Below are 24,832 nucleotides of genomic sequence, written 5' to 3'. Positions count from 1 at the left end.
TGAGCCACGACCACCGGAACCCGCTACGAGTATCAATGTCGGACCCGGCTGCGACACTCGATCTCATGGGCGAACGGTGGGCTGTGGAGGCGGCTGAAGGGGGCGGAGCGCGACTCGTCCCCCTCGGCTCCGACGGCCTGCCCGCGAGGCCGGTGCTGGACGAGCCGGATCTGGTCCGGGCCGTGCGGTCCCGCCCGGAGGTCGGCCGGTGGGTGTGGCGGTCCACCGCCGAGATCTATCCGGGACTGCTGGCAGCCGGCGTCCGGGTCGAGCGGTGCTACGACATCGAGGACGCCGAGCTGCTGCTGCTCGGGCACGAGGGACGGCTCGGCGAGCCCCGTTCCGCGGCAGCGGCGTGGGCGCGGCTGCACAACGCTCCCGTACCGCCCGATCCCCCGGCCCGCGCGGCCGAACCGGGCTCGCAGTCCTCCCTCTTCGAACCGCAACCGGTCCCTGTGCCGCTGGAGGCGCTGCTGGAGGTCTACGCCGATCAGCAGCGAAGACACACGGCCGCCGAGCACCCCGTCCGGATGCGTCTGCTGACGGCCGCCGAGTCCGCGGGGATGCTGGTGGCCACCGAGATGAACCGCGCGGGTCTGCCGTGGCGGGCGGACGTGCACCGCGAGGTGCTGCACGAGCTGCTCGGTGAGCGGTACGCGGGCGGCGGTGAGCCACGGCGGCTGGCGGAACTCGCGGACGAGGTGTCGGCGGCCTTCGGCCGACGCGTGCGGCCCGACCTGCCGGCGGACGTGGTGAAGGCGTTCACACAGGCCGGGATCAAGGTGCGCTCGACGCGCCGCTGGGAGCTGGCCGGCATCGACCATCCGGCCGTGCAGCCGCTGATCGAGTACAAGAAGCTGTACCGCATCTGGACGGCGCACGGCTGGAGCTGGCTGCAGGACTGGGTACGGGACGGCCGGTTCCGCCCCGAGTACGTGCCCGGCGGCACCGTCTCCGGCCGCTGGACCACCAACGGCGGCGGGGCACTTCAGATCCCGAAGGTGATCCGGCGCGCCGTCGTCGCGGACGAGGGCTGGCGGCTCGTCGTCGCCGATGCCGACCAGATGGAACCACGCGTGCTCGCCGCGATCTCGCGGGACCCAGGTCTGATGGAGGTGGCCGGACACGACGGCGACCTCTACACCGCCCTGTCCGACCGGGCCTTCTCCGGCGACCGCGACCACGCGAAAATCGCGCTGCTCGGGGCGATCTACGGCCAGACCTCGGGCGACGGTCTGAAGAACCTGGCCGCGCTCCGGCGCAGGTTCCCCCGTGCCGTGGCCTATGTGGACGACGCCGCGAAGGCTGGGGAGGAAGGCCGGCTCGTACGGACCTGGCTGGGACGCACCAGCCCGCGGGCGGCCGGTGCGGGCGACGACGACGAGGCGGGCATCCCGCAGGATGCGCTCGAACAGCCTTCGGCGGAGGACGAGTTCGTCCCGGGCTATGCCTCGACGAACGCCAGGGCGCGGGGCCGCTTCACCCGGAACTTCGTGGTGCAGGGCAGTGCCGCGGACTGGGCCCTGCTGATGCTCGCGGCGCTGCGGCAGGCGACCGCTGGGCGCCGCGCGCAGCTGGTGTTCTTCCAGCACGACGAGGTGATCGTGCACTGTCCCGCCGAGGAGGCCGAGGACGTGGCGGAGGCGATCCGCTCGGCCGGTGAACTGGCCGGGCGGATCGCCTTCGGGGACACTCCGGTGCGGTTCCCGTTCACGATCGCGGTGGTGGAGCGCTACTCGGACGCCAAGTGAGGCCCGTGCAGTGTCCCGGGCGGGTGCGGCGGTCCGGGCGGCGCGCTCAGAGCGTGCCGGCGCGTCTCACTGGGCGGCTGTGCGCCACTTCTTGTCGAGGACGACTGCCTTCATCTGCTCGATCGTCAGAACTGGCTCGGCACGGCCGGCGTCCTGCCCGTATCCGGGCGCGTTGAGCGCTGTCATCACGACCCGGAAACCGTCCGGGCGCAGCGTGTCAACTGTCCAGTTGACCACGCCCTCGCCTCCCTTCTGGTCGGGGTCGTTCTCCTTCTTCACCATGACCAGCGTGCCGTCCGGGAGGGTTGTGCCCTCGCCGGTGAAGATGTCGGTGATGTCCTGCATACCGGACTGGGCGTCGACCCCGATCATGCTTCCGCCCTTGCCGTCGTCGGCGACGACGAAGCCGTAACCCGGGTCGCCCTGCTTCTCGACGACCTTCAGACCCTTGGGGAGCAAGGCGGCAAGGATCTCGTCCACCCCGGTGCCGCTCGCCGGGTCCGCCACTGGCTTTTCCTTGGGCTCCTCGCCCAGTGCCGCGCCCAACGCCGGCCACGCCTCGGCCGTGAGCAACCGAGCCCACTGACAACGCGACCTCGCTTCGTGGCCCGGCAGCCGCTCCGGCCACGGGTCACGGCAGCAGCTCCGGCCACCGGTCAGGGCAGCCACTCCGGCCACCCGTCAGGGCAGCAGCTCCAGTGGCTGGTACTGGTGCGGCCGGCCGCCCGCCCACTCCACCAGGGTCGGATCTGCCAGGAGGTCCTCGTTGCCGCTGATTCCTGCCTGTTCCACCAGCTTCAGCACATCGTGGTCGGAGTGCGCGAGCCCCATGATCCGCCCGCGCACGGTGACGCGCCGGCCGCCGGAGGCGGAGATCCGGTGGACGACGATCGGCGGGTTCCCGGCCATGCCTCCAGCGTGCGCCGCCGGCCGTGCCCACGGCTACCCGGCCGACACCGCTGCCTGCCACGAGGCCGTTGACATCACGGAGACACCGTTGCTTGTCTGGCTGCAAGCGCTTTCCGGCCGAACCTTGGAGCGTTCAGGTGGAGTTCTCGCGTCGATCCGTGCTGTCCATGATTCCCGCCGCCACGCTGCTGGCTGTGGCAGAGCCCCTACGAGCTCGGGCAGCATCCCGGTCGGCTCCGGCCGCCGCCGGTGACGCGACGGCGGCGGGCGGCGCCTCCGATCACGCCGTACTGATCGGCAACACCGTCGCGATCTTCGCGGGCACCACCGGGTCCAACGCCCGTCCCGAGGTCCGCGCGAAACTCGCGTCGATCGAGTCGACGGCGCGGGCCCACCTCGCCGCGATGGACGGCGCAGGACCGGACGAGCTCTTCAGGGGCGTTCCGCTCGGCACGAGTGACCCGAACCTGAGCAAGTCGTTCCAGAACCTCTACGAGATGGCCCTCGCCACCCGCACTCCCGGCCCCGAGGCGTCGGACCTCCGCGGCGACGTCACCGTCCAACGCCGGGTCATCGACGGCCTGGTCCGCCTCCACGACGACTACTACGGCGACCAGTCGAAGGGGTACTACGGCAACTGGTTCCACTGGGAGATCGGCATCTCCGCCCACGTCAGCAGGATCCTCGTGCTGCTCAAGGACGCTCTCGCCGCGTACCGCCCCGAACTCCCCGCCGCCTACGTCGCCTCGATGGACGCCTATCTCCGCAACGGCAAGGACGGGGACGTCGACCTCGACTCGCGCTTCCACACCGGCGCCAACCTCGCCGACATCACGACGAACCGCATCCTCCAAGGTGCTGCCCTCGGCAACGACGCCCGCGTCGAAAAGGCCGTCGCCGACCAACTGACCGTCTTCGCGACAATCAACCCGTACGACCTCCGACACGGCGTCACCGACGGCTTCTATGCCGACGGTTCGTTCATCCAGCATTCGTCCGTCGCCTACACCGGCTCCTACGGCAAGGGCCTCCTCACCCGTGTCGTTCAGACTGTGAAGATCCTCGACGGCACGGCCTATGTCCCCGGGGACGACCTCGTCGGTGTCGTGCAGGGCTGGCTGGCCGGCGGCTTCGCACCGCTGATCTTCGAAGGCTGGATGATGGAGATCGTCAAGGGGCGGAGCGTGTCCCGGACGACGACCGGATACGCCGATGTCGCCGCTGTGGTCGAAGCAGTCGTCGACCTCTCCGGGTACGCGACCGGCGCGGACGCCGAAGCGCTCGAGGGTTACGTCAAGTACGTGCGGCAGACCTCCAGGACGGCGATCGACCCGACGCGCTTCGTCTCCCCCGTCAGCGTCGCCCGCCACGCCGACATCCTCGCCTCGACCGCCCCGCCGAAGGACCTTGCCGCCGCCGAGTGCACCGTCGCCTTCAACGCCATGGACAGGACCGTCCACCGACGCCCCGGCTACGCCTTCGCCCTGGCCCGCAGCTCACAGCGGATCAGCAAGTACGAGTACATGAGCGGCGAGAACCTGATGCCCTGGTTCCAGGGCGACGGCGCCCACTGTCTGTATCTCTCCGGCGAGGACCAGCGCGAGGCCTTCGGCGTCGACTACTACACCGCTGTCCCGCCCCACCGCCTCGCCGGCGTCACCGCCCCCGTGGAGGAGCGCCGCACCGTCCCCGAGCTCTACGGCACGCTCTGGTACGACAACCCGGAGCGCGGCTTCACCTCGTCGTCCGAGTCGCAGAACACCTACGTCTACTTCCCCCGCAGCACCAACACTCTGTCGGGCGGCGCCGTCCTCGGCGCCTACGGTGCGGTGGGGCTGGTTCTCGGCGACGACGTCGCCTACGCCGCGAAAGAGGCCGGCATCCTGCCGGCCGACTTCGTCGCCTACCGGGGCGCCCGTGCCACGAAGTCGTGGTTCCTGCTCGACGAGGAGATCGTCGTCCTCGCCGCGGGAGTCGGCGACCCGGCGGGCCGGGCGGTCACCAGCACGATCGACGCCCGTATCGCCGACGTGTCGGAGACCGTCACCCTCGCCGGCCAACTCCGCGACGGCACACCCTGGTCCGGCACCGGCACCGCCCCGCTGTCCTGGCTTCGCTACGCCAACACCGACCGGAAGACCGCCGTCGGATACGTCTTTCTCTCCGGCCGGCAGCCCACCGTCGCGCTGGACACCGTGACCCGCAGCCGCCGCGTCGTGCGCCTGTCCAACCCGGACACCCCGGTGACCAAACAGCTCTTCACCCTCTCGCGCGACCAGGCACCCGCCGAACCCCTGACCTCGATGGCCCACGCTCTCGTACCGAACGCCTCCGAGCACCGCCTCCGGTCCTACGCCCGGGGCCCACTGTCCGTCCTGGCCAACACTCCGCGTGTCCAGGCCGTCAAGCATGTGCGCCTGGGCCTCGTCGCGGCCAACACGTTCGCGCCCGGCACACACCACACCGAGCGTCTCTCGATCGACGGCCCGGCCTCCGTGATCCTGCGAAGGTCCCGGGCCGGCACCGTGTCGATCGCCGTGTCCGACCCGACGATGGAACGCCCCACGATCTCGGTCACGCTCCACGGCCGGACCCTGAAACCGCTGTCGACGGACGACGCGGTCAGCACCCGCCGCATCCCCGGCGGCACCCGCATCGACGTCACAACCCATCAGGCCCACGGACGAAGCTTCACGGCCACACTGTGCTGACGGTGCCACGTGGGCTGCCCCCACGACATGAGAAAATCCGGGCCGGACAAAGTCCGACCCGGCTTCCGGCGGAGCCGCCTTCGGGATTCGAACCCGAGACCTACGCATTACGAGACGGCTTTGCCGGCACGCCGCCGGTACCAAGCTCATCAGCCGAGGTCCGAGAGGAGTTCGGGCAGCAGTCGTTCCTCCATGACCGCCTGGCCCGACTCGCTCAGGGCGGAAGCGAGGGCGGGGTCCCAGGGGCTGGCGGCGGGCGGTCCGGTCAGCGTAGTGGACTCGCCTCCAGCCAGGGCTCTGCGGTAGTCGGCGGTGCTCATGCGCCAGGGCCGGGCGCCATGGCGCTCCACGGCGGCGGCGGTGATACGCAGGCCGGTCCAGTCGAAGTCGGCGCGCCAGTGCAGGCGGGCGCCGGACCGCGCGGCGGCGGCGAGGAGCTTGTGGCAGGCGGCGGAGGGCATTCCTTCGGTGCAGACCAGGGCCGCCGTGCGCTCTTCGAACTCGGCGGCTGCCGCGCGCAGTACGGCCGGGTTCTCGCAGATGTGGATCTCGCGGGCGGCGGGGACGACGTCGGCGGCCGTCAGCTGGTGGAGGGTGAGGCGGAAAGGGATGCCAAAGCCTGTGGCGTCGCGCAACCAGTCGCACACCACATCGTCACCGCGGGCACCGATGTTGAGGACGAGGACCTGACTGGCGAGATCGTCGGCGACGACTCCGGCGCTCTCCCACAGGGTGCGGCGTCCGGCCCGGTCACGGGGAACACGACCCGGTTCGGCTCCGCCTGCCGTGGCGCGCAGGACGATGGCGCGCAAGACGAGCTGTTCGAGGGGGCCGCCCGGCAGCAGGGCCTTGGTGTCTCCGGTGGCCCACTCCGCGAGGACGGGCAGCGGGAGCAGGCCCCGATCCGCGTCGCCGCACACCCCGGGGAGTTTCTCCAGGACGCGGACGGCCGCCTGGAGCAGGGCGCCGTCGCCGCGCCGCAGGAGGCGGGTGAGAGTGCCGTCTGCTGCGATCTGCTCCAGCCAGGCCCGGTACCAGTCCAGGGCGGCGAGGGGTGAGGCGTGGGCGGCTTCAAGGGCCTGGGCGCGGGCGGACGCCTCGTCGGCGCGCTCGGCCGGCCGGTCGCGCAGGGGTCCGTGCAGCCGGCCCAGGGTCTTGAGCAGGCCGGTTCCGTAGCGTCCGTGCAGGTAGGCGTCGAGGTCGGCGAGGGGGACGGTGAGGCGCTTGACGGTTTCGGGGCGATAGCGGCCGGTGATGCCGATGACGGTGCGGCGTTCGGCTTCGGTGGGGGCGGTGAGGCCGATGTCCCCGTCGAGGACGCCGCCGGTGCGCTCCAAGCGGCGGCGGGCGGCGGCGAGCAGGCGGCGCCAGCCTTCTTCGTGGAGCTCGGTGTACGCCGGCGGGGACGGCTGGTCAGTCGACAAGCCGGGCCTCCTGTTCCCACCGGTCCTGCCGGCCTACGGAGCGGGTGCCCGGTGAGCCGAGCATGCTGCCGAGGGTGCCGCTGTCGTCGGCGTGCAGGCGTTCGCCGTCCCACAGGAGCAAGAGCGCGGAGACGGTGTGGTCGACGGCGGAGTGCGCGAGGTCGTAGTGGGCGGCGGCACGCACCGCGCTGTGCACGGCCCACAGGTCGTACCCGGTCATGAACAGGTCGAGGTCGAACTGGGCGGCCAGTGACATGAGTTCGCCGCGCCCGGTGTCGTCGACGCCGGCGAACGCCTCGTCGAGGGCGAGCAGGCGCGGGGCGTCGGGGTGCGCGGAGTTGAGCATGGCGTGGGCGGCGGCGAACAGCGGCAGGTGCAGGGAGACGGACTGCTCGCCGCCGGAGAGGCGGCTGTGCCGGGCCCGGGTGAGACGTTCCTCGGCGCCGCCGGGGCGTACGAGCTGGAAGGCGAACTGGCGCCAGCGCCGGTAGTCCAGGACCTCGGCGAGCAGTTGCCGGTAGGGGGTCTCGCGCTGCCGGGCGCGGGCGTTCTTGATCTGCGCGGCGAAGTGGGTGCGCATACGGGCCAGCTTCTCGGGGCCGAGGCGGGCGGCGTCGGCGTCCAGGAGGGCGCAGACGGCGCGCTGTTCGTCGTCGAGGCCGTCGGCGAGCAGCCAGCTGACGCCGACCGTGGTGCCCGAGGACATGCGGCGCTCGCGCATGTCGGTGTTCATGCGGCGGATCAGGTCGCGGGCGTCGACGGTGCGGTCGTGGATCTGTTGGGCGAGGCGAGTGAGGAGGGCGTCCTCGAGGATGCGCTGCTCGGAGTCGGAGAGGAGTTCGGCCTGGTCACGGCGGTGGGAGGCGATCTTTTCAGCGAAGGAGGCGATGGGCAGCGGGCCCTGTTCGTCAGCGACCGTGACGGTGATGACGCCGCTGGAGCTGTCCCAGGCGGGCTGGTAGTCCTGCCCGGCGGCGGCGAGATGGGCGTGCAGGTCCTCCAGGGCCGTGGTGAGGCGGGTGACGGACTGCTTGACGCTGGACTCGGTGGGCGCGAGTTCACGGGTGGCGGTCAGGATCGCCTCGTGGACGGTGACGGCGGCGGGCGGCAGACGCTCAGCCGTCCAGTCGGCCTCCTGGGCGGGCCAGGCCAGGCCGGGCGGGCAGCGCAGGAGGTCGAGGAGTTCGCGGGCCGCGTACGGGGCCAGACCGCGGGCGGTGTCCTTCTGCTCGGTGGCCGCGACCCGCAGCGCTTCGGCGGCGGCGGTGCGGCGAGCCTCGGCGGCGGCCAAGCGGCCGATCGCCTCATCCTTGAGACTGCGGGCGGCGTCCGTCTCCCGCGCGGCGGTCTGCAAGTTGCTCTCGGTCTCCTCCACGCGGGCCATGACCTGCTGCGCTTCGGCCCCGACGGTCTCGCGCAGCGCCTGAAGCCCGGCGGCCTCCTCGGCGTGGCGACGACGAGCGGCGCGTTCGGCCCCGGCGGCGGCCACCTCGTCCTCGGCGGCGGCCGTGAGCCGGTCCGCGGCGGCGGCGGCGGTCTCGGTCTGCCGGGTGTGCTCTCGACGCCGGGTGGCCAGTTCGCCCGCCTCCCGTTCGAAGGCGCGAGTGGCGGACTCGGTGCCGTCGGCGTCCTGGGCGGTCACGCCATGCTCGGACTCGGCGCGGTGCAGGACGCGTGCGGCAACCGCGCAGGCGGCCTGCGTCTCGTCGTAGACGGACTGGGCGGCATCGGCGGCCGTGCGAGTGGCTCGCAGGGAGGCGACGGCGCGGTCCAGGGCGCGCAGGTGCGGAGCGAGGGCGGCAGTGCGGGGCAGGGCGGCGCGGGCGGTGTCGTATTCCTGAAGACTCTGCTCGCAGCGGGACCTGGTCTGCGTCAACTCCTCCAGCTGGAAGGCCAGTTCGGACAGGATGGCCTCGCAGGCAGCGATGCGCGCAGCGCGGCGGCGCATCCGGGCGGTGGCTCCGACGTACTCGGCGTGCGGTTTGCTGTGGGAGCCGATGAGGATTCCGGCGGCGTAGCGGCCGTCCGGGCAGACGGCGGTGGCCGCGCCCGCCGTGTCGGCGACGGCGACCGACCTGAGTACGGCGGTGGTCCGGGCGGTCGGGATGGCCGTACCGGTCTCGGGGCGCAGCAGGTCGGCGAGGCTCGGACCGTCGACGGGGGCGGTGGCGCGCAGGTATCCGTCGCCGTCACCGGTGGGGGGCTCATCGGCGGTGACGAGCGCGTCGAGCAGGCCGGAGGCCTCCAGGGCCGCCTCCACACCCGCGCGTTCCGTGTCGTCAAGGCCGTTGGCGAAGTCGACCAGCCGCCACAGGGGGAGAGCGCCTTCCAGGCTGTCACGGTCGGCGGTGCGGCCGCGGGGGGCAGGCGGTGCGTCGTCGTGTTCGGCGGCGATCCGTGTCCGCTCGGCCTCGGTCTCGGCCCGGCGGGCCTCCAGTACGCCGAGCTCGCCGCGCAGGGCGGCGAGCCGGTCTCGCAGGCCCTGGACAGCGGGGGCGGTGGCGTCGGTGAACAGGTCGGTGAGTGCGGAGGTGCCGGCTTCCGGGCCATCCGGTTCGGCGGCGGCATCGAGGGCCCGCGCGAGCAGTTCGGCGGTGCCTTCGGGCAGCAGCTGCCCGTACTGGTCCTGCCACCGCCCGAGTTCCTCCCGGGCCCGCGTGTGGGCGGCGCTGAGCATGTCCTGGGCCGCTCGCTCCTCCGTCTCGGCGGCCCGGGCGGCCTCCTGGGCGCGCTCCTGTCCGGCGAGGGCCGCGTCCCGGCCACGCTCGGTGTCGCGCAGGTCTGCCGCGGCGGCCCGTACCGCCCGTACGCCTTCGTGGCGGGCGACGGCGCACGCCGCGGCGCGTTCGGCAAGAGCGGAGGGGACGGCGTCGGCAGGGGTCCAGGGGATGCCGGCGCGGTGCGCGTGGTCGGCGAGGGCGGCGGCCGAGGCGCTGACGGCGGTGGCGAGTTCGGCGGCCAGCTGCCCGGCGCGTTCGGCCTCGGCGCGGCCCCGGCCGGTGGCGGCGGTGCGGCGTTCGTGCTCGGCGGTGGCCTGCCGGGCTGTCTGTTCGCAGGTGCGCACCAGGCGTTCCAGATCGGCGAGTTGCTCGACGGCCTGGTAGGCGGCCGAGGAACGCAGCTGTTCAAGGCGGGCGCGCAGCGCGGCGAGCGCGGCCTCGGCCTCGTCGGCCCGTGCTCCGGCCGCCTCGCGCTGCTCGCGGGCCTCGCCGAGCTCCGTTTCCGACGCGGCGAGGGCGCGTTCGCGATCGCCGCTCTCGGCCCGCCGGGCGCTGAGCCTGTCGGCCGCGACGCGGGCGTTGACCCGCAGGTACGTCGAGTACGCGGCAAGGAAGGATCCGGTGGCCTCGTCGGCGGCGACCAGGCCCTCCAGGGTGCGCTGCACGGACTCCATGTCGTCGAAGGAGCGGGCGGCCTCACCGATCAGGTCCTCGTCCAGCGGCCGCAGGCCTTCGGTGAGCGTGTCGGAGAGCTTGGCCGGGTCGAGGTTCTTGGCGAGCTGCGGGCGGCGCAGCGTGAGGATGAGGGTGAGCAGCTGTTCGTAACGCTCCCGGCCGAGGCCGAACAGGCGCTGGTCGACAGCGGCCCGGTAGTCCGTGGCCGAGGCGATCACCTCGGCGCTCAACGGGGCGAATTCGGCTGCCAGCTGCTTCTTCGTCAGCGGCCGGTCGTCGTCGGTGAGCAGTGAGAAGTCCTCGCCGATGCGGCCGTCGGCGACGAAGTGCCAGCGGGCGGGCGTGTCCCGGTGCTTCTGGGCGTGCAGGCCGATGCCGCAGGTGACGGCCTGTCCGGTGGTGCGGTGGGTGAACTCGATCCATACGTAGCCGAGCGCGCCCTCCTGCCCGCGAAAGAGCAGGTTGGACTTCATGGTGCGGTCCTCGGCGGCGAACGGGTTGAGCCGCTTGGGGTCGATCCGCCCGTCCAGGACGAACGGGAAGAGAACTTCGAGGGCCTTGGTCTTGCCGGATCCGTTGGGGCCGCGCAGCACCAGCCAACCGCCGGCGAAGGAGAACTCCTCGTCGCGGTAGTCCCACAGGTTGACGATCCCGGCACGAGTGGGAACGAACCGGGGCTGGAGGTCTGTGGGTGGGGTGCTCACTGGACAGGGTCCTTCACGTCGTCTGCGGGGAACAGGGCGTCGGGGGCCTCTGCTTCGGAACTTCCGGCACTCCTGGGGCTCGCGGGGCTTCCGGGGCTCCGGGTGGTACGAACGCGGGGGCGCGCCTTCACCTCAGCCGTCACCCCGCGGTAACGGGCCAGCAGCGGCAGCGCGAGAACCCCGCCCACCACCCGCACGACGAGCGACATGGCGGCCAGCAGGTCCAAGGCCTGGTCGAGGAGCCGGTCGGGGTCGCCGCGCAGGTCGGCGGCGAACCCGGCACCGTACTGCTCGGTGATCTCCTTGGTCCGGGCGCGCAGCCAGGAGGTGGTGACGAAGGGGTAACGGATATCCCGGGCGTGGTGCGCCTCGTTCTCCCCGTCCGTCTCCTCCTGCGTCGAGTCCTCCGTGTCTTCCCGGTCCGCCGTGGCCTGCTCGAACACACCCTGTATGGGGAGAGCGAGGTCGATCCGGCCGGCACGGTCCGCGAGGCGTTCGGCGGCACTCGGCGCGGGCAGCGACTCGAGCGCGTGCCGCCCGGTGCGCGCCGCGGCCTGACTGATCCGCGCCCCGAGCAGCAGAGCGGCCTGCGCGACGGTGCCGCCGCCGGGGAACCGCGTAGCGGAGAGGCGTCCCGAGGTGTCCACCAGGGCGATGCCCTCCGCGCGCCGCTCGACAGTGAGGCCGGTGAGGCGGGTGAGGTCCTCGGCGAGCGCGGGGGCACGCAACTGGCCGGTCAGCTCGGGGTCGGCGTCGGCGTAGTAGGCGACCGGGTGCTCCAGGACCAGGCGCCTCGCCCGCCGGGACGCGGAAAGCCGCTGGGCCCGCCGCCCCTCGGACAGGCTCCGTGCACCCGCCGAGTCAAGGAGCGCAGTCACCGACGTGACGTGCTGGAGGACGCGGGTGGGCTGGTGGACGGCGGTGAGCACCTCCCGGTCGATGTCGTACAGCGCCTCGGCCCGCTCCGGATCGGAGACCCAGGAGGTGGCCGAGCCGTCGGCCAGTCGCAGCGCGCCGCGTTCGGTGAGCCAGCTGACGGCGTCGACGAAGGCGTCGCGGTCGTGCTTGCGGCCGGTGTCCAGGCCGAGCCCGTCGATGCGGGCGGCGTCCGCGGCGACGGCGTCGGCGAGTTCACCGAGCGCAACCTGCGCGCCGTGCCGGCCCAGCGCGGCCAAGGCGAGGGCGAGGTAGGCATAGCGGCGCCGGTCGAAGGGGCGACCGGACCGGCTGAGCGCAGGCCGGGTGGGGTCCAGTTGGTCCTGGGCGCGCTGGAGGCGGGCGGTGTCGGCGGTGGTGATCAGCCGGTAGCCGAGCACCTCCATCAGATCGGTACGCAACTGCTCGGCCCAGCGCCGCACGGTCGCGAGCGCGCCGCCGTCCGGGTGCACCGGCGTGATGAGCGGATGCCGCAGCACGAGACGTACGGCCTTCTGGTAATCGGCCAGTTCCAGGGCCGATACGTTCTCGGCGACGCGGGTGCTCATCCGGTGACCTCCAGGCGCAGTCCGTCCAGGTGCAGGTCGCCACGCACAGTGCGCACCGTGGTGAACGCCTCGCCGGGCCCCGTCGGAAGGAGGGTGATCCGCACCCCGTGCGCCGAGCCGGAGGCCGTCGGCCCCGCGACACCCCGGGTGACCGGCACCCGCGCGGCCAGCGCCACGTCCATCAGGGAGAGCAACGCGCGGGTCTCGGCCTCGTCCAGGACCCTGCCGTACGCGCCGTCGCGGGCCAGCGAGACAGCCGCCCCCCGGCGCTCGGCCTGCTCCTTGATCTGCGCGGCCCGCAGCCGGGCCCGCTCGGGGTCGTTGCGCTCGATCCGTCCCGGCCCCTTGAGGGCAGGGGTGCGGCCTGACTGCACCAGGGTGCGGGCCAGCTCCACCGGCTCGGCCTCCCACCACGAGGTACGCCCGGGAATCAGCTCGGGGTCCGGATAGGGGACGGCGATGTGCCGGGGCGCACCGAGCCCGAACACCGCCTGGAACAGGGCGTGCGCGTCGTCGTCGCTGACACATGAGGTGAACCACTGGGCGAGGTGGCGCAGCTGGCTCTCCCGGCTGACTCCGCCGCGCCGCGCTTCGGTGACCCGCCTCAGCAGCGCGAGGACCGAGCGGATCGCGGTGACCGTGGCGTCCTGCAGCCGCTCGGCCTCGCTGTGCTCACGCTTCCCGAACCAGTGCACGATGCCGCCCCACCGCTGCCGCCAGTCATCCAGACGGGCGGCCGGGGTCCGGAAGAGCCGCTCGTCGGCCTCCGCGGCGTACTCGACCATCCGGTCCACGCCGCTGGCCGCGGCCTTCTCCACCCCCTCGGCGAGCAGCGGGGCGTAGCGCCCGAGTTCGGCGGTGAACTCCCGCATGTGCGCGAGCAGCGCGTCCTTGTGCGCGAGGAACACCTCGGGCCGGGTGTCATTGGTCCGCGCCAGGTCGCCGAGCATCAGATAGAAGCGGGCAGCCCGCTGCGCCATCTCGTTCAGCACGGAGTCCAGGCGGCCCAGCTTCCGATAGACCTCCTCGGCGTCGCCCGCGGCGTTCGCTTCGGCGAGCGCGGTCAAGTCGGCGAGAATGTCGGGGAAGACGAGCCGCGAGAGCTGCGCGTCCTCCAGGGCGGCGCCGAGCACGTCCTCCACCGCCCGGTAGGCCCGGTATCCGGCCTGGGTGAACTGGTACACGTAGTGCCGGTTGCGGTACTCCGCCAGGTTCGCCGCCCGCGTCCCGTCGTAACTGCGGTCCAGGACCCGCCACTCGGCGAGCGCGTCCAGCAGCGGCTGTACGTCGCCCACGGCCGCCCCTGGATGGTCCGCGACCAGCCTGCCCACCAGGGCGGCTGCGTCGGAAGCATGCAGCAGCACCTGGTAGTTGGCCCGGCCCCTCTCGAAGGCACGCAGCAGCCACAGGTACTCGTGACGCTTCTCTGCAGCCGCGAAGTGGAAGAGCCGCAGCCGGTCGTCGAGGGTGAAGGCGTCGATCCCGAAAGCATCCTCGTCTCCGTCCTCCGGAGGCGTCGGACCCGGAGGCACGGAGCCCGGGGGCACAGAGCCTGCCGGCACAGCCGGGGGCGGGGCCAGGGAATCGTCACTCACGGGCGTCAGCGGCTTCCTCGTAGACGGGGCGGAACCGACGGGACGATGCCGGGCCCGATCCCAGTCTGCCGCGCGGACCCCGGCTGGGAAAAACCTGCTCAACGAATCCATCAGCGCAGGTAAACTACGCGCCCGCCCCGACCCTTCCCCCCTGCCGCTGGACGGCTCTGCAACCGACACCTCAAACGCGACCGGGAAGAGAAACCGAGCGCGTACTCGCAGACGGGCACCCCGGTGTACCTACTGGCCGACCGGGACACCTGCGAAAGTTCGTGCACAGGTGGCCGGAACCACGACAGCTGTCGCCGCGGCATCCGTACTCGCACTCTTAGCCCCGGCACAGGCGCACGCCACGGCCATCGGGTCCACACCCGTGGCCAGCTTCGATTACCAAGTCGGTGGCGTCACCATGAAGGTCCCCACCGGCTGCATGTTCAGCCACATCATCCGCGGCGAGGGCAAGGACATCACCTACCAGAACGCTGGCGTCGACCGGGGATTCGTCGGAGCCCTCAACGCCGGCTTCTGCAACTGACGGATCGACTTCACCTACGCGAACACCGGCAACAAGACGTACCGCACCTCCCGCGGCAAGACCCACACCGAGTGCAAGACCGACCCGATGCGGAACAACACACCGCAGAAGCTTCCGCACTACGGCAAGGCATGCGCCCACCTGAACATCAACGGTGTCCGCCGGGTCAGCCAGTGTCACCACATCACGAAGTGAGCCGCACATGAGCAGTCAGCAAGACCCCGACTGGGAAACCTAGCGACGCCGCGCCGGCATCATCGCTTTCCTCGTCGGCGCGGCCGCAGTCCTCGCCTTCTTCGCCTTCTTTCCCAGCCTCCCCCACGTCATCGACTGGGGTGCCATCATCGTCTCCCTCGCCGTTGGGGGCTCACCAGCTGGGCGTGGCGATCCCGACTCGCGAAGAAGCACGTCAGCTCTCGGTAGGGGCCGCACCGTGCCGTGGCCTCACCCCGGAGAGGGCGGGGCCCACCGAACCCCGGGTGGTTCAGGTGCGGCCATCACACAGACATGGAACTCATCCACGCGGACATGGTCGTGATCCAAGGATTTCAATGCGCTCCCCTCGCGCCCCCCTGCCCGTCCCACCGTCGCGCGACCTGACGGGCAGTCAGCACGGGAACACAAAAGCCCAGGCCAGACACTGCCTGACCTGGGTAAGAATGGAGCCGCCTTCGGGATTCGAACCCGAGACCTACGTATTACGAGTCAGCACTTGATCATCACGATCTTGATCAGCATGACCTGATTCTCGGGAACGTTGCAGGTCAGGGTGAGTGCGGGTGGCCGCCCTCGCTCGGCCTTGCAGCATCGTTCCCGATCCTTCCGTTCCCACCAGGTTCCCATCCGTTCCCGTGCGTCGACCCCAGGAACGTGCTGAGCGGCAGCGTCGCTGGTCGGAGTGGGGGCCGAACTGGTGAGCTTCGCACCGGCATCGAGATGAACACGGGCTCGCTTCCCCTGCGCCCGAGGTCGAGCCAGTGACCGTTCGCAGGTCAGCCGCGCACCGGTAGCTTGGCGTGCGCATACGAGAGTTGTGGCGGGTGCCACAGGAGCCACGTTCGGAGCGGCGACGTCAATGTGCCGCGGAAGGGGCGGCTGCCCGCGAGGGCGCGGTGGGGATCCCGGAGACGGGCGGGATGTACCGCGTGGCGATCGAGGGCGTCAGTGCCTGGACCATCGGCGACTTCAGCTACTCCGACCGCTGACCAACTGTCGCGCCGAGAATGCTTCGGTACGCGGTGAAGGTCCGACCGGCGTATTCCGGTCGGACCCTCATCGCTGCTTTGGTGGCGGCTCGCGCCTGCCCGTCGGTCAGGCTGCCGCGGGGGCGCCGAGCATCGCGGAAGCCTGTTGGAACGGGTTGAGGACGCGCTTGGACATGGCGGCCTTGGGAAGGCCGCGGCAGGTGAAGCCGAGCTGGGTCATGGCCCGGAGGACTTCGCCGGCGCTGAAGTCGCGGCGGTCCTGGCGCGTGACGACCTGGCCGACCTGCTTGACGGGGTAGGTGCGGCGGCCGATGATCACGGACTCGCCGGAAGCCTGCTCGGGCTTGACGCCCTTCATCGACTCCAGGACGCCGCTCTTGGTGAGGTCGAACGGGAAGCGGGCGATGACACAGCGCATGATGCCTCACAGGAGAGGACCGAAGGGGGATGGTTCTGCACGGTTGAGGCGGTTCAGCGAGCAAGGGCGAGGACGCCCAGAGTGCTGCCGTGTTCGTCGACCACAGGCAGGGCATTGAGCCGGCTGTAACGCATCGTGTGCTCGGCTTCGGCCAGGGTGGTCAGGGGAGGGGGGAACGGCCCTCGGTCACCGAGGATGTCGCGCAGCTGGACCCGGTCCGTGTACGCGGAGCTGTCACGGGCCGCGGTGAGCTCGGCCTGGGTGAGAAGTCCGGTGCACAGGCCGTCGTTGTCGCAGACGAGGAGGTGTCCGGTGCGGGCGCTGTCCATGACGGACAGGGCGACCTCGACGGTCATGTCGTCGCAGACCTGCGGTCCGCCGGTGTCCATGGCGTCGGCCGCCGTCCTGTGCACGGGGGTGGCACTCATCGAGCGGGGCTGCATCTGAACCAGCGTCAAAAGGTGCCTCCTGCAGTGGTGGGCCAGTTTCCTGATCACGAAGGTTCTAGGCCGCCGCGTCGAAGGAGGTCTGCCGCGCTGTCATGCGCCGGGCCGCCGAAGCGGGGCTGCGTCGGCCGCGTGAGGACGCGCTGCGCTGACGCCGCTCGACTACTGGCGCGGTGATCGTCACCGGGATGCCGGAGGGGGTCTGGGCGCCGGTGATCTGGCTGAGTGCCTCTTCGCCGGAGCGGACCTGGGTGGTCTGGGGCACGATGCCGGCCGCTGTCATGAGGCGGGTCATGTCCCGGCGCTGGTTGGGGGTGACCAAGGTGACGACGCTGCCGGACTCCCCGGCCCGCGCGGTACGGCCGCCGCGGTGGAGGTAGTCCTTGTGGTCGGTCGGCGGGTCGATATTGACGACGAGGTCGAGGTCGTCGACGTGGATGCCGCGGGCGGCGACGTTCGTGGCCACAAGCACGGTGACGTGTCCGGTCTTGAACTGGGCCAGGGTCCGGGTGCGTTGGGGCTGCGACTTGCCGCCGTGCAGGGCGGCGGCCCGCACCCCGCTGTTCAGCAGGTCTTGTGTCAGCCGGTCGACGGCGTGCTTGGTATCCAGGAACATGATCACCCTGCCTTCGCGGGCCGCGATCTCGGTGGCCGTCCGGTGCTTGTCGGCGCCGTGGACGTGCAGCACGTGGTGCTCCATCGTGGTGACCGCGCCCGCGGACGGGTCGACGGAGTGGACGACGGGGTCGGTGAGGTAGCGGCGGACCAGGCGGTCGACGTTGCGGTCGAGGGTGGCGGAGAACAGCATCCGCTGGCCCTCGGGGCGGACCTGGTCCAGGAGTGCGGTGACCTGGGGCATGAAGCCCATGTCGGCCATCTGGTCGGCCTCGTCCAGGACGGTGATCGCGACCTGATTGAGTCGGCAGTCGCCGCGGTCGATGAGGTCCTTGAGGCGGCCCGGCGTCGCGACGACGACCTCGGCGCCGCCCCGCAGAGCATTGGTCTGCCTGCCGATCGACATTCCGCCGACGACGGTGGCCAGGCGCAGCTTCACCGAGCGGGCGTAGGGGGTGAGTGCGCCGGTCACCTGCTGGGCCAGCTCGCGCGTCGGCACGAGGATCAGGGCCAGCGGCTGGCGGGGCTCGGCGCGATGCCCGGCGGTGCGTGCCAGCAGGGCCAGGCCGAAGGCGAGGGTCTTGCCGGAGCCAGTGCGCCCGCGTCCCAGGGCATCGCGTCCCGCGAGGGTGTTGGGCAGAGTCGCACCCTGGATCGGGAAGGGGACGCTCAAGCCTTGCGCGGTCAGTGTGGCCAGCAGTTGGGCGGGCAGGTCGAGGTCGGCGAACGCCTCGACCGCGGGCAGCGCCGGAGTGATCGTCTTCGGCAGGGCGAACTCCCCCTGGACCGCGGCGGGCCGCCGGCCGTGGCCGCCCGAGCGGACCGGAGCGCCGGAACGGGTCGGGGCGGGCGAGCCCAAGCGGGCGCCCCGCCTCGAACCGGCGCCGGACCCGAAAGCGGGGTCCTCGGTCCGGCGGGGGCGGGAGGAACGGCCGTTCGTACGTGTGGGGTTCATCGAGAACCTTCCTTGATACGGCGCGTATCAAGGAATTCCCGCAGCGAAAGAGCAGCGCGGGGAATCACAAGAACGAACCGAATGGAAATACGAAAGAGGAATGTGGCTTGCAGTGAATCCGGTGCGGGAGGCAAGCTATGAAATAGATGACGTCATATGGACGTGAAATCCCGGACGTCGACCGGTACAGCTCCGGAAGGCACGCATCCCTGAGGATGGGGCTGCGGGCAGTGTTGTCCCACAGGTGACACCCCTGTGGAAAATGTCCGTAGCTGGGGCCCGCACCCCGAGGGATGCGGGCCCCAGCTACGAAGTCCGCGTCAGCGTCAGGCGGGAACGATGTTCTCGGCCGTAGGGCCCTTCTGGCCCGTCGCGATGTCGAAGGTGACCTTCTGGCCTTCGAGCAGCTCGCGGAGGCCTTGGGCGGCGATGTTCGAGAAGTGGGCGAACACGTCGGCGCCCCCACCGTCCTGCTCGATGAAGCCGAAGCCCTTGGCCGCGTTGAACCACTTCACTGTGCCTGACGCCATGCCATATCTCCTTTGGGGGCAGTACGCCGGGATTCGCGATGTGCGGATACCGGGTCGCCGCGATGATGCCCCGTCCGGAAAAAGACCGGCAATACAAAAAGCTTCCAGATTGCCGGGAAATTCCGGCGAAGGAGCTCGAAAGTTTTGGGAACCACAACTGCAACTGAGATCGACAGTAGCATGAGGTAGCGGCCCATGTACGGTAAATGTCTCCACTTCGTTGGTTGCCATAAAAACACTCCCCGCACTGCGCGTTAAACCCTCATCTCGCGGTCATAGATATTGCCCCACCCGGACCGTAGCGTTTCAGGAAAGGCGGGCGCTGCTCACGGCTCGGAGGGCACAACTGTTCCGGTGGCACCATCCCGCCCGGCGTCGGCCCGTAGCCGGTCTCGACACAGATCGGGGGCGCGGTCAGGAGATGCTCAGGAAGATGGCGATGTAGTGCGCGGTGAAGGCTGCCACGGTCAGCGCGTGGAACACCTCGTGAAAGCCGAACCAGCGGGGTGAGAAGTCGGGGCGCTGGAGGGCGTAGACGACTGCGCCCGCGCTGTAGGGGAGACCGCCGGCCACGATCAGGCTGAGTACGGCCGCTCCGCCGGCATGCAGGAAGTCGGGCAGGTAGCGCACCGGTGCCCACCCCAGGGCCAGGTAGCACGGGGTGTACAACCAGCGCGGAGCTCCGACCCACAGGACCCGGAACGCGATGCCGGCCAATGCGCCCGTCCATACGATCCACAGCAGCATGGACCTCTGGTCCGGCGGCAGGAGAAGCACAGCCAGGGGGTGCAGGTGCCGGCGATGATCAGGAAATGTTGGCGTGGTCCAGACGTCGCAGAAGGGCTTCGCCGAGCGGTCCCCAGGTGCCGCGGTGGTAGATGGCGCTCGTTGCGAACAGCAGCCAGGCGGTGACCGCGTACACGGCGCAGGCCCAAGTCGCCTGCGGGGTGCCGGCCAGGCAGATGAGTACGATGCCTGCGATCAGCGCGGTGGGGACCATTCCGGCATGGAGCCAGCCACGCAACCTCGGCTTGATCGGTTCTGCCAGGTCGGCCGCCTGCTCCACCAGAGCGGGCAACCGAGTGACCCTTTTCTCCTGCATCGTCACATCGTGGCCCGGGGGCCAGACCGACTTCGCGGTGTTCTCCACGCTCTGAGGCGACGTGGCCACATTCGACCTCAGCGGCGTCACGGCACATGGCTTCCCGCCCTCCCCCGGACTCCTCGGCGTCACTGGCAATCATGCGCTCACGCTAAGAGACCTCACAGGACAGCCCTTTCGAGAGGCCGGCCCGAAATCCAGGCCCAAGTCGCCGGGCCTGGACTGTCTCTCCGCCGTGCGGACTCCGGCCCCCTTGGTCCCGCCGATGGGCCCCCGAGGCCGAGTAGACCGGCCGATCCTGGGAAAGATCCGGGCTTCCGAACGGGCACCACTGCTCGCCTACCCGCAAGGATCGCCGATGCTTCCTGAAATCCGCCCCCACGTATCCGCCCCCTCACAGACCAGTTGGAACACCAGTTGGGTCTGGCTCCAGACCTCGAAGCCAGCCATCTCGATGTGGAGCGCGTAGCCGGCATCGCAGTCGTCGCAGCTGCTCACTCCGGTGGCTACGGCGGCCATCGGCCATCTCCTCGGGCTGCTGGCCGCGCTTCCTGCCCCCACCGCGGCAGGTGAGCACTTCTGGTTGGAACTGTGGAGGTCCTCGGGCACCGCCTACCTGCTACCTGCCAACATGAAGGCTGAGGTGCTGCAATCCCTGGCAGGCGAAGGAACCGCCCTGGCCCGACAGATCCTCTCGGCTGTCGATGAGATGACCCCGCCCCAACGCGTCGCGGCCGGGGAGGTGATCGGTCAAGCCCTCGCCGAGTCCGATCATCTTCCCGGCCTCAAGACACAGGTCATCGGAGAACTATGGCTCCGAGATCTCGAACTCACTGCCTGGCGCGTCCTGCACGCCGACGGCAGGTCGGACGATCCCGCTGGACGGAAAGCCTTCCTCGAAGCCTGGACGAGTGTCTGAACGTCTGTTCCGCCGTCCTGCGCGATGAAGCTGAAGCTCTTGTCCTCGTTGAACCACTTCACCGTTCCCGTAGCCATGTCTCATGCCTGCCAGCCGATGTACGCCTCCCGCAACGTGCGGGAGGCAGAGGTGATCGCCTTGGTTCCTGTGGCACGGCACAGCAGAACGCCCACGCCGTAAACGTTGGCGAAGGCGGGCGCGCTGCCTCAAGCCACGGGCGGTTTCGCTGATTCCGCGGTGCGGCGGTATTCGGCGTTGATGCGCTGGGCTTCTTCGAGCTGGTCTTCGAGGATGATGATGCGGCAGGCGGCCTCGATGGGGGTGCCCTGGTCGACGAGTTCGCGGGCGCGGGCGGCGATGCGCAGTTGGTAGCGGGAGTAGCGGCGGTGGCCGCCCTCGGAGCGCAGTGGGGTGATGAGGCGGGCTTCTCCGATGGCGCGGAGGAAGCCCTGGGTGGTGCCGAGCATCTCGGCGGCCCGGCCCATCGTGTAGGCGGGGTAGTCGTCGTCATCGAGACGGCCGAACGAGTCGTCTGCTGTCATCGCACCTCTCTGTGGAACGTGTGGAGGGGCCCTGGTGCCATATGGCACCAGGGCCCCGAAGGAACTGCTACACCATCTGCCGGCCCTGGTACTGCGCCGGCCTCCTGTGTCCGCATGCCCACCCGGGAGAGGACGGGGAATGCGGGGATCGCGGTTGCTTGACCGAAGACCACCTCACTATCGATGTCCTGCGGTACCCGGGCTCAAGACTTCCGCCCGGGCGATCCTGATGGCGCGGGGCTCCTCCGTTCTTCCTCGGTGATCAACTGCTTACCAAACGGGGGACTGCGTACTGCTGGTACTGCTCTACTGCGTACTGCTGGTGATGCGAACTGCTCAGTGGCCTGCGACAGCACCACTCTTCGGCAGCCAGCCCCGTCGCCCGTCCTGCGTCTGCTCTGGCTTGGAACGCCACTGCCGAACTTCCCGGTGCGCGCGTCCGCAGCCGACGCCTTCACCGAGGTGCTGCTCACTGACTTCACTGCTGGGTACTGCGAACTGCACTTACGGGTACTGCACTTGCGTTAACTGCGGTCTTGCTCACGGCGGCCCCTGATCACTGCGGGCCACCCGGTCCGGTCGTCAGTCCCGTCGCCGTCCTGCAACAACCCTGGCTTCGGAACTCCACCACCGCACCGTCCTGCAAACTACAACTGCGGTTACTGCTGCCCGGCAGTTCGTCTCTGCCAGGCCCTGCTGTCTCTCTGGGCTACGAGAGAAACCATAACCACACCACCACCCAATGTCTACTCCGGCCGACATAGATTTCCGAGTGTTCGACGGTGAGGTAATCGACCTCGAACAGCGACGAGGGCAGGCGCAAGGCCGTCACTGCCGACGGGTTAACGGGCCGCAGGCCGGGGCAGAAGCCCGGGGCAGACAGGACCGGCGTTGACGACGGAGACCAGGGTGACCTGATGGACACGATGAGCGTCAACGTCGCAACCGTCCGCTCCGCGACATCCGTCGCCGGCGCACGCGAGAGCACCCGGGATTTCCTCGAAGGTCTCGTACATCCGATCGCAGCCGAGGCTGCCGATTCTGCAAGTTGCTGAGGCCCCAGCCTGAACAGCGGACTGGGAAACGATCACCACGAGCGTGGGAAGCGATCACTGCCAGGCACTCCTGGCCAGCACCGCAGCCGCACCCCCAGCAGATACGCCAATCAGTACAACCCACGGCCGCAGTGATCGCCAGAACACAAAGCCCCCCGGCTTCCGCCACAGCACCACGTATGCGCAGCCAGTTGCTGCCGGGCTCCTCCGGAGCCAACACGGTGCGCCGGATGACGAGGCCAGAACAAGGCGTCAAGTACCCCGCGACACACCACTCGGAGACCGAGGAAATGACATGCCTTGTGAGACAGAAGGCCGCTGACGGCTCGTGAGACTGCCGGAAAAGCTGCTGGGCACCGCGCTGCCCTCAGGACGCGAAGCTCGAGAACTACAAGTGGCGTGACTGGCCTCACGGGCTACCCCGACGGCACCCGGGATTATCAGGCGGCGCAAACGTGCCACTTTAGGGAACGACACGTCGTCGACCACCCACACCTCAAGCGTGATCGCCTCGGTCAGAGGCTCGGCGATCCGCCGCCGCACTGGCATGGGATCCCACGGCGACTGGTTCACGAACTGCTGACAGGGCCTGCCTGTTCCCGTCCGGCAGCCGCTCGGCCATCGGCTGGATCGACTTGCGCCCGCCATCCAGCATCAGGCCCCGCAGATAGCGCCTGCCCCACCGGCGCTGATCCCGCCGCGGGAGCGAGGCAAACACATCCGCAACGGACTCCGATAGCTCACCCCGGAGCCGTTCCACCTACCCGAGCTTCATACCGACCACCATGCCCCCGACCAGGCAAGATCAGCAGAGGAAACGAAGCACTAGGCCAGGTGCCTGCTGAACCAGACCGTGGCCAGCTCGGTGACCGATTCCAGGGTGCCGGGTTCCTCGAAGAGATGAGTGGCACCGGGGACGATGGCCAGCTGATGCTCGCAGCTCAGGCGCGCCGCGGCCTGCCGGTTGAGGTCCAGCACCAGGTGGTCGCGGCCCCCGACGATGAGCAGCGTCGGAGCCTTCACCTCCGGCAGCCTGGGGCCGGCCAGGTCCGGCCTGCCTCCGCGGGAGACGACTGCCGTGACGTCCGCGGCGGGCTCCGCCGCGGCCCACAGCGCGGCGGCGGCGCCTGTGCTGGCACCGAAGTAGCCGAACTCCATGCCCTGGGTTTCGGGCTGCTCACGCAGCCATTCGGTCGCCTGGGTCAGGCGGCGGGCGAGCAGCGCCGTGTCGAACACGTTGTCCCGGTTCACCGCCTCGGCCTCGGTGAGCAGATCGAACAGAAGGGTGCCCAGACCGGCGCGGTTCAGCCTGGTGGCGACGAAGCGGTTGCGCGGGCTCTTCCTGCTGCTGCCGCTGCCGTGGGCGAAGAGGACGACCCCGGGGGCACCGCGGGGCACCGTGAGCCGCCCGTCGAGCGCAGCGCCTCCGGCCGGTATCCGGACCGACCTGCCATAGGGCAGGAAATCGTGCTCCGGGGAGGCGCTGCCCGCGGCCGGCGGCGCGTCGGACGTGGCGTGCGCCACGCGGTTGTGCTCCAGGCAGGCGATGACCTCCTCGTCGCTCGTCTGCCCGAAGTCCGCGTAGAACTCACCGATCGCGTGGAACTGCCGGGGGGTGTGCAGGCAGATGCCTTCGTCCGCCTCGCCCCCGAGGCGGGCCGACCAGTCGTGCGGCGCCACGGGAACCGCCAGCACGATCCGCGACGCGCCGCGGGCGCGCGCAATCCGGCAGGCCGCCAGTGCCGTGGAGCCGGTCGCCAGACCGTCGTCCACCACCAGAACCGTCTGTCCCTCGTACCGGGCCGGCTGCCGCTCGCCCCGATAGCGGCGGGCGCGCTGCTCCAGGACGCCGCGCTCGTGTTCCTCCACCGCCGCCAGATGACGGTCCGTCACACCCATGCCCCGCACCACCGGTTCATTGACGACGCGCACGCCTTCCTCGCCAATGGCGCCCATGGCCAGCTCCGGCTGGAAGGGCACCCCCAGCTTGCGTACGAGACAGACGTCGAGCGGAGCGCCCAGGGCCTCTGCGATCTGCGCAGCGACCGGGACGCCGCCGCGGGGAAGTCCCACAACCACCAGGTCTTGGCCCTTGAGGTGGTGCAGCCGGGCGGCGAGTCGCCGGCCCGCGTCGGTTCGGTCTGTGAAGTACATGGTCGCCTCCCGGGTGAGGTGAGGTGAGGCCCTCGAGTCCCGACTGCCCGTTGTGCGCGCCGGGCGGCCGTTGCTGACAGATCTCACCGATGCCACCGGGCTTAACGGCGCCTTCACCGCTGCGCTGCATCGGCTCCTGCCTCGCGAAACCCAGATCATCGGCCAGCGCAAACGTCCACTCAGAGCGAAACGGCACATAAAAGAATAAGCGTCGCATCCAATGTTCCCAGGGTGTTCCCATCAGGCACACAAAAAGGCCCTCCGCAATCTCTCACGAAGGACCTTGGAGCCTCTGACGCGTAAATAGCAGCAGGTCAGGGTCGGTGTGGGCAGTACTGGACGCCCGGTGGCCGTGGGGTCGCCGGGTGTCCGGGGTCGTCGGT

18 protein-coding genes and 1 pseudogene are annotated in these 24,832 nt (G+C 70.2%); 4 read left to right on the top strand and 15 right to left on the bottom strand.

The genetic code is table 11. From position 1 onward, the window contains the following. Nucleotides 1-65 precede the first annotated feature (65 nt). On the top strand, nt 66-1,751 hold the full coding sequence (locus tag ACZ4SA_RS22770; protein WP_468277404.1) for a bifunctional 3'-5' exonuclease/DNA polymerase: 1,686 nt from the start codon (nt 66-68) through the stop codon (nt 1,749-1,751). A gap of 66 nt (nt 1,752-1,817) precedes the next feature. Here ACZ4SA_RS22770 and ACZ4SA_RS22765 read toward each other — a convergent pair whose 3' ends face one another. Both ACZ4SA_RS22765 and ACZ4SA_RS22760 read right to left on the bottom strand, forming a co-directional pair. Beyond that, a complete protein-coding gene (locus ACZ4SA_RS22765; protein WP_468277402.1) occupies nt 1,818-2,258 on the bottom strand; it encodes a hypothetical protein in 441 nt (146 codons plus the stop codon). Between the two features lie 174 nt (nt 2,259-2,432). Beyond that, nucleotides 2,433-2,660 carry a hypothetical protein gene (locus tag ACZ4SA_RS22760; protein ID WP_468277400.1) on the bottom strand — a complete coding sequence of 76 codons (228 nt, stop codon included), beginning with the start codon at nt 2,658-2,660 and terminating at the stop codon, nt 2,433-2,435. Nucleotides 2,661-2,797: 137 nt separating this feature from the next. Here ACZ4SA_RS22760 and ACZ4SA_RS22755 point away from each other — a divergent pair, with 137 nt between their 5' ends. Next, entirely contained in the window at nt 2,798-5,371 is a 2,574-nt protein-coding gene (locus tag ACZ4SA_RS22755; RefSeq protein ID WP_468277398.1) for a polysaccharide lyase family 8 super-sandwich domain-containing protein, read from the top strand. 149 nt (nt 5,372-5,520) lie between these two features. On the opposite strand, the gene ACZ4SA_RS22750 is transcribed toward ACZ4SA_RS22755, so the two are convergent. From ACZ4SA_RS22750 to ACZ4SA_RS22735, 4 genes are read right to left on the bottom strand one after another with little or no spacing between them, the layout of a single operon-like run. Next, the gene (locus ACZ4SA_RS22750) at nt 5,521-6,795 is read right to left on the bottom strand and encodes a TIGR02679 family protein (protein ID WP_468277396.1); all 1,275 of its coding nucleotides are present in this window, start codon (nt 6,793-6,795) and stop codon (nt 5,521-5,523) included. After that, nucleotides 6,785-10,894 (bottom strand): TIGR02680 family protein, encoded by a 4,110-nt coding sequence (locus ACZ4SA_RS22745; protein ID WP_468277394.1) that lies wholly within the window; start codon nt 10,892-10,894, stop codon nt 6,785-6,787. Before ACZ4SA_RS22745 ends, ACZ4SA_RS22750 begins: the two co-directional genes overlap by 11 nt. Beyond that, nucleotides 10,891-12,378 carry a TIGR02678 family protein gene (locus tag ACZ4SA_RS22740; protein ID WP_468277392.1) on the bottom strand — a complete coding sequence of 496 codons (1,488 nt, stop codon included), beginning with the start codon at nt 12,376-12,378 and terminating at the stop codon, nt 10,891-10,893. The genes ACZ4SA_RS22745 and ACZ4SA_RS22740 overlap by 4 nt, the downstream gene beginning before the upstream one ends. After that, nucleotides 12,375-13,973, bottom strand: coding sequence for a TIGR02677 family protein (locus ACZ4SA_RS22735; protein ID WP_468277389.1), 1,599 nt, complete (start codon nt 13,971-13,973; stop codon nt 12,375-12,377). The genes ACZ4SA_RS22740 and ACZ4SA_RS22735 overlap by 4 nt, the downstream gene beginning before the upstream one ends. 373 nt (nt 13,974-14,346) lie before the next feature. Between ACZ4SA_RS22735 and ACZ4SA_RS22730 the strand changes: the two genes are divergently transcribed. Next, the gene (locus ACZ4SA_RS22730; RefSeq protein ID WP_468277386.1) at nt 14,347-14,508 is read left to right on the top strand and encodes a hypothetical protein; all 162 of its coding nucleotides are present in this window, start codon (nt 14,347-14,349) and stop codon (nt 14,506-14,508) included. Between the two features lie 1,311 nt (nt 14,509-15,819). On the opposite strand, the gene ACZ4SA_RS22725 is transcribed toward ACZ4SA_RS22730, so the two are convergent. The 6 genes from ACZ4SA_RS22725 to ACZ4SA_RS22700 form a co-directional block, all read right to left on the bottom strand. Continuing rightward, nucleotides 15,820-16,131: an SCO5918 family protein gene (locus ACZ4SA_RS22725; RefSeq protein ID WP_468277384.1), complete on the bottom strand. Its 312-nt coding sequence runs from the start codon at nt 16,129-16,131 to the stop codon at nt 15,820-15,822. A gap of 53 nt (nt 16,132-16,184) precedes the next feature. After that, nucleotides 16,185-16,589, bottom strand: coding sequence for a CBS domain-containing protein (locus ACZ4SA_RS22720; protein ID WP_468277381.1), 405 nt, complete (start codon nt 16,587-16,589; stop codon nt 16,185-16,187). Between the two features lie 46 nt (nt 16,590-16,635). Continuing rightward, nucleotides 16,636-18,147 carry a DEAD/DEAH box helicase gene (locus tag ACZ4SA_RS22715; protein WP_468277378.1) on the bottom strand — a complete coding sequence of 504 codons (1,512 nt, stop codon included), beginning with the start codon at nt 18,145-18,147 and terminating at the stop codon, nt 16,636-16,638. A gap of 326 nt (nt 18,148-18,473) precedes the next feature. Further along, entirely contained in the window at nt 18,474-18,677 is a 204-nt protein-coding gene (locus ACZ4SA_RS22710; protein ID WP_468277376.1) for a cold-shock protein, read from the bottom strand. Nucleotides 18,678-19,091: 414 nt separating this feature from the next. Further along, nucleotides 19,092-19,424 carry a hemolysin III family protein gene (locus ACZ4SA_RS22705; RefSeq protein WP_468277374.1) on the bottom strand — a complete coding sequence of 111 codons (333 nt, stop codon included), beginning with the start codon at nt 19,422-19,424 and terminating at the stop codon, nt 19,092-19,094. A gap of 58 nt (nt 19,425-19,482) precedes the next feature. Further along, complete coding sequence (locus ACZ4SA_RS22700) at nt 19,483-19,779, bottom strand: hemolysin III family protein (protein WP_468277372.1); 297 nt, start codon at nt 19,777-19,779, stop codon at nt 19,483-19,485. Nucleotides 19,780-20,281: 502 nt separating this feature from the next. On the opposite strand from ACZ4SA_RS22700, the gene ACZ4SA_RS22695 reads away from it, so the two are divergent. Next, the gene (locus tag ACZ4SA_RS22695) at nt 20,282-20,698 is read left to right on the top strand and encodes a hypothetical protein (protein WP_468277369.1); all 417 of its coding nucleotides are present in this window, start codon (nt 20,282-20,284) and stop codon (nt 20,696-20,698) included. A 206-nt stretch (nt 20,699-20,904) separates the two neighbouring features. On the opposite strand, the gene ACZ4SA_RS22690 is transcribed toward ACZ4SA_RS22695, so the two are convergent. From ACZ4SA_RS22690 to ACZ4SA_RS22680, 3 genes and pseudogenes are all read right to left on the bottom strand, one after another. Further along, on the bottom strand, nt 20,905-21,240 hold the full coding sequence (locus tag ACZ4SA_RS22690; RefSeq protein ID WP_468277366.1) for a MerR family transcriptional regulator: 336 nt from the start codon (nt 21,238-21,240) through the stop codon (nt 20,905-20,907). Between the two features lie 1,505 nt (nt 21,241-22,745). Next, nucleotides 22,746-23,055 (bottom strand): annotated as a pseudogene (locus ACZ4SA_RS22685) (transposase); the annotation flags it as partial. 65 nt (nt 23,056-23,120) lie between these two features. Next, nucleotides 23,121-24,449, bottom strand: coding sequence for a phosphoribosyltransferase family protein (locus ACZ4SA_RS22680; RefSeq protein WP_468277363.1), 1,329 nt, complete (start codon nt 24,447-24,449; stop codon nt 23,121-23,123). Nucleotides 24,450-24,832 lie beyond the last annotated feature (383 nt).

This window comes from Streptomyces sp. NPDC027962 (assembly GCF_055566095.1).
This window is presented reverse-complemented; position numbering and strand designations above follow the sequence as displayed.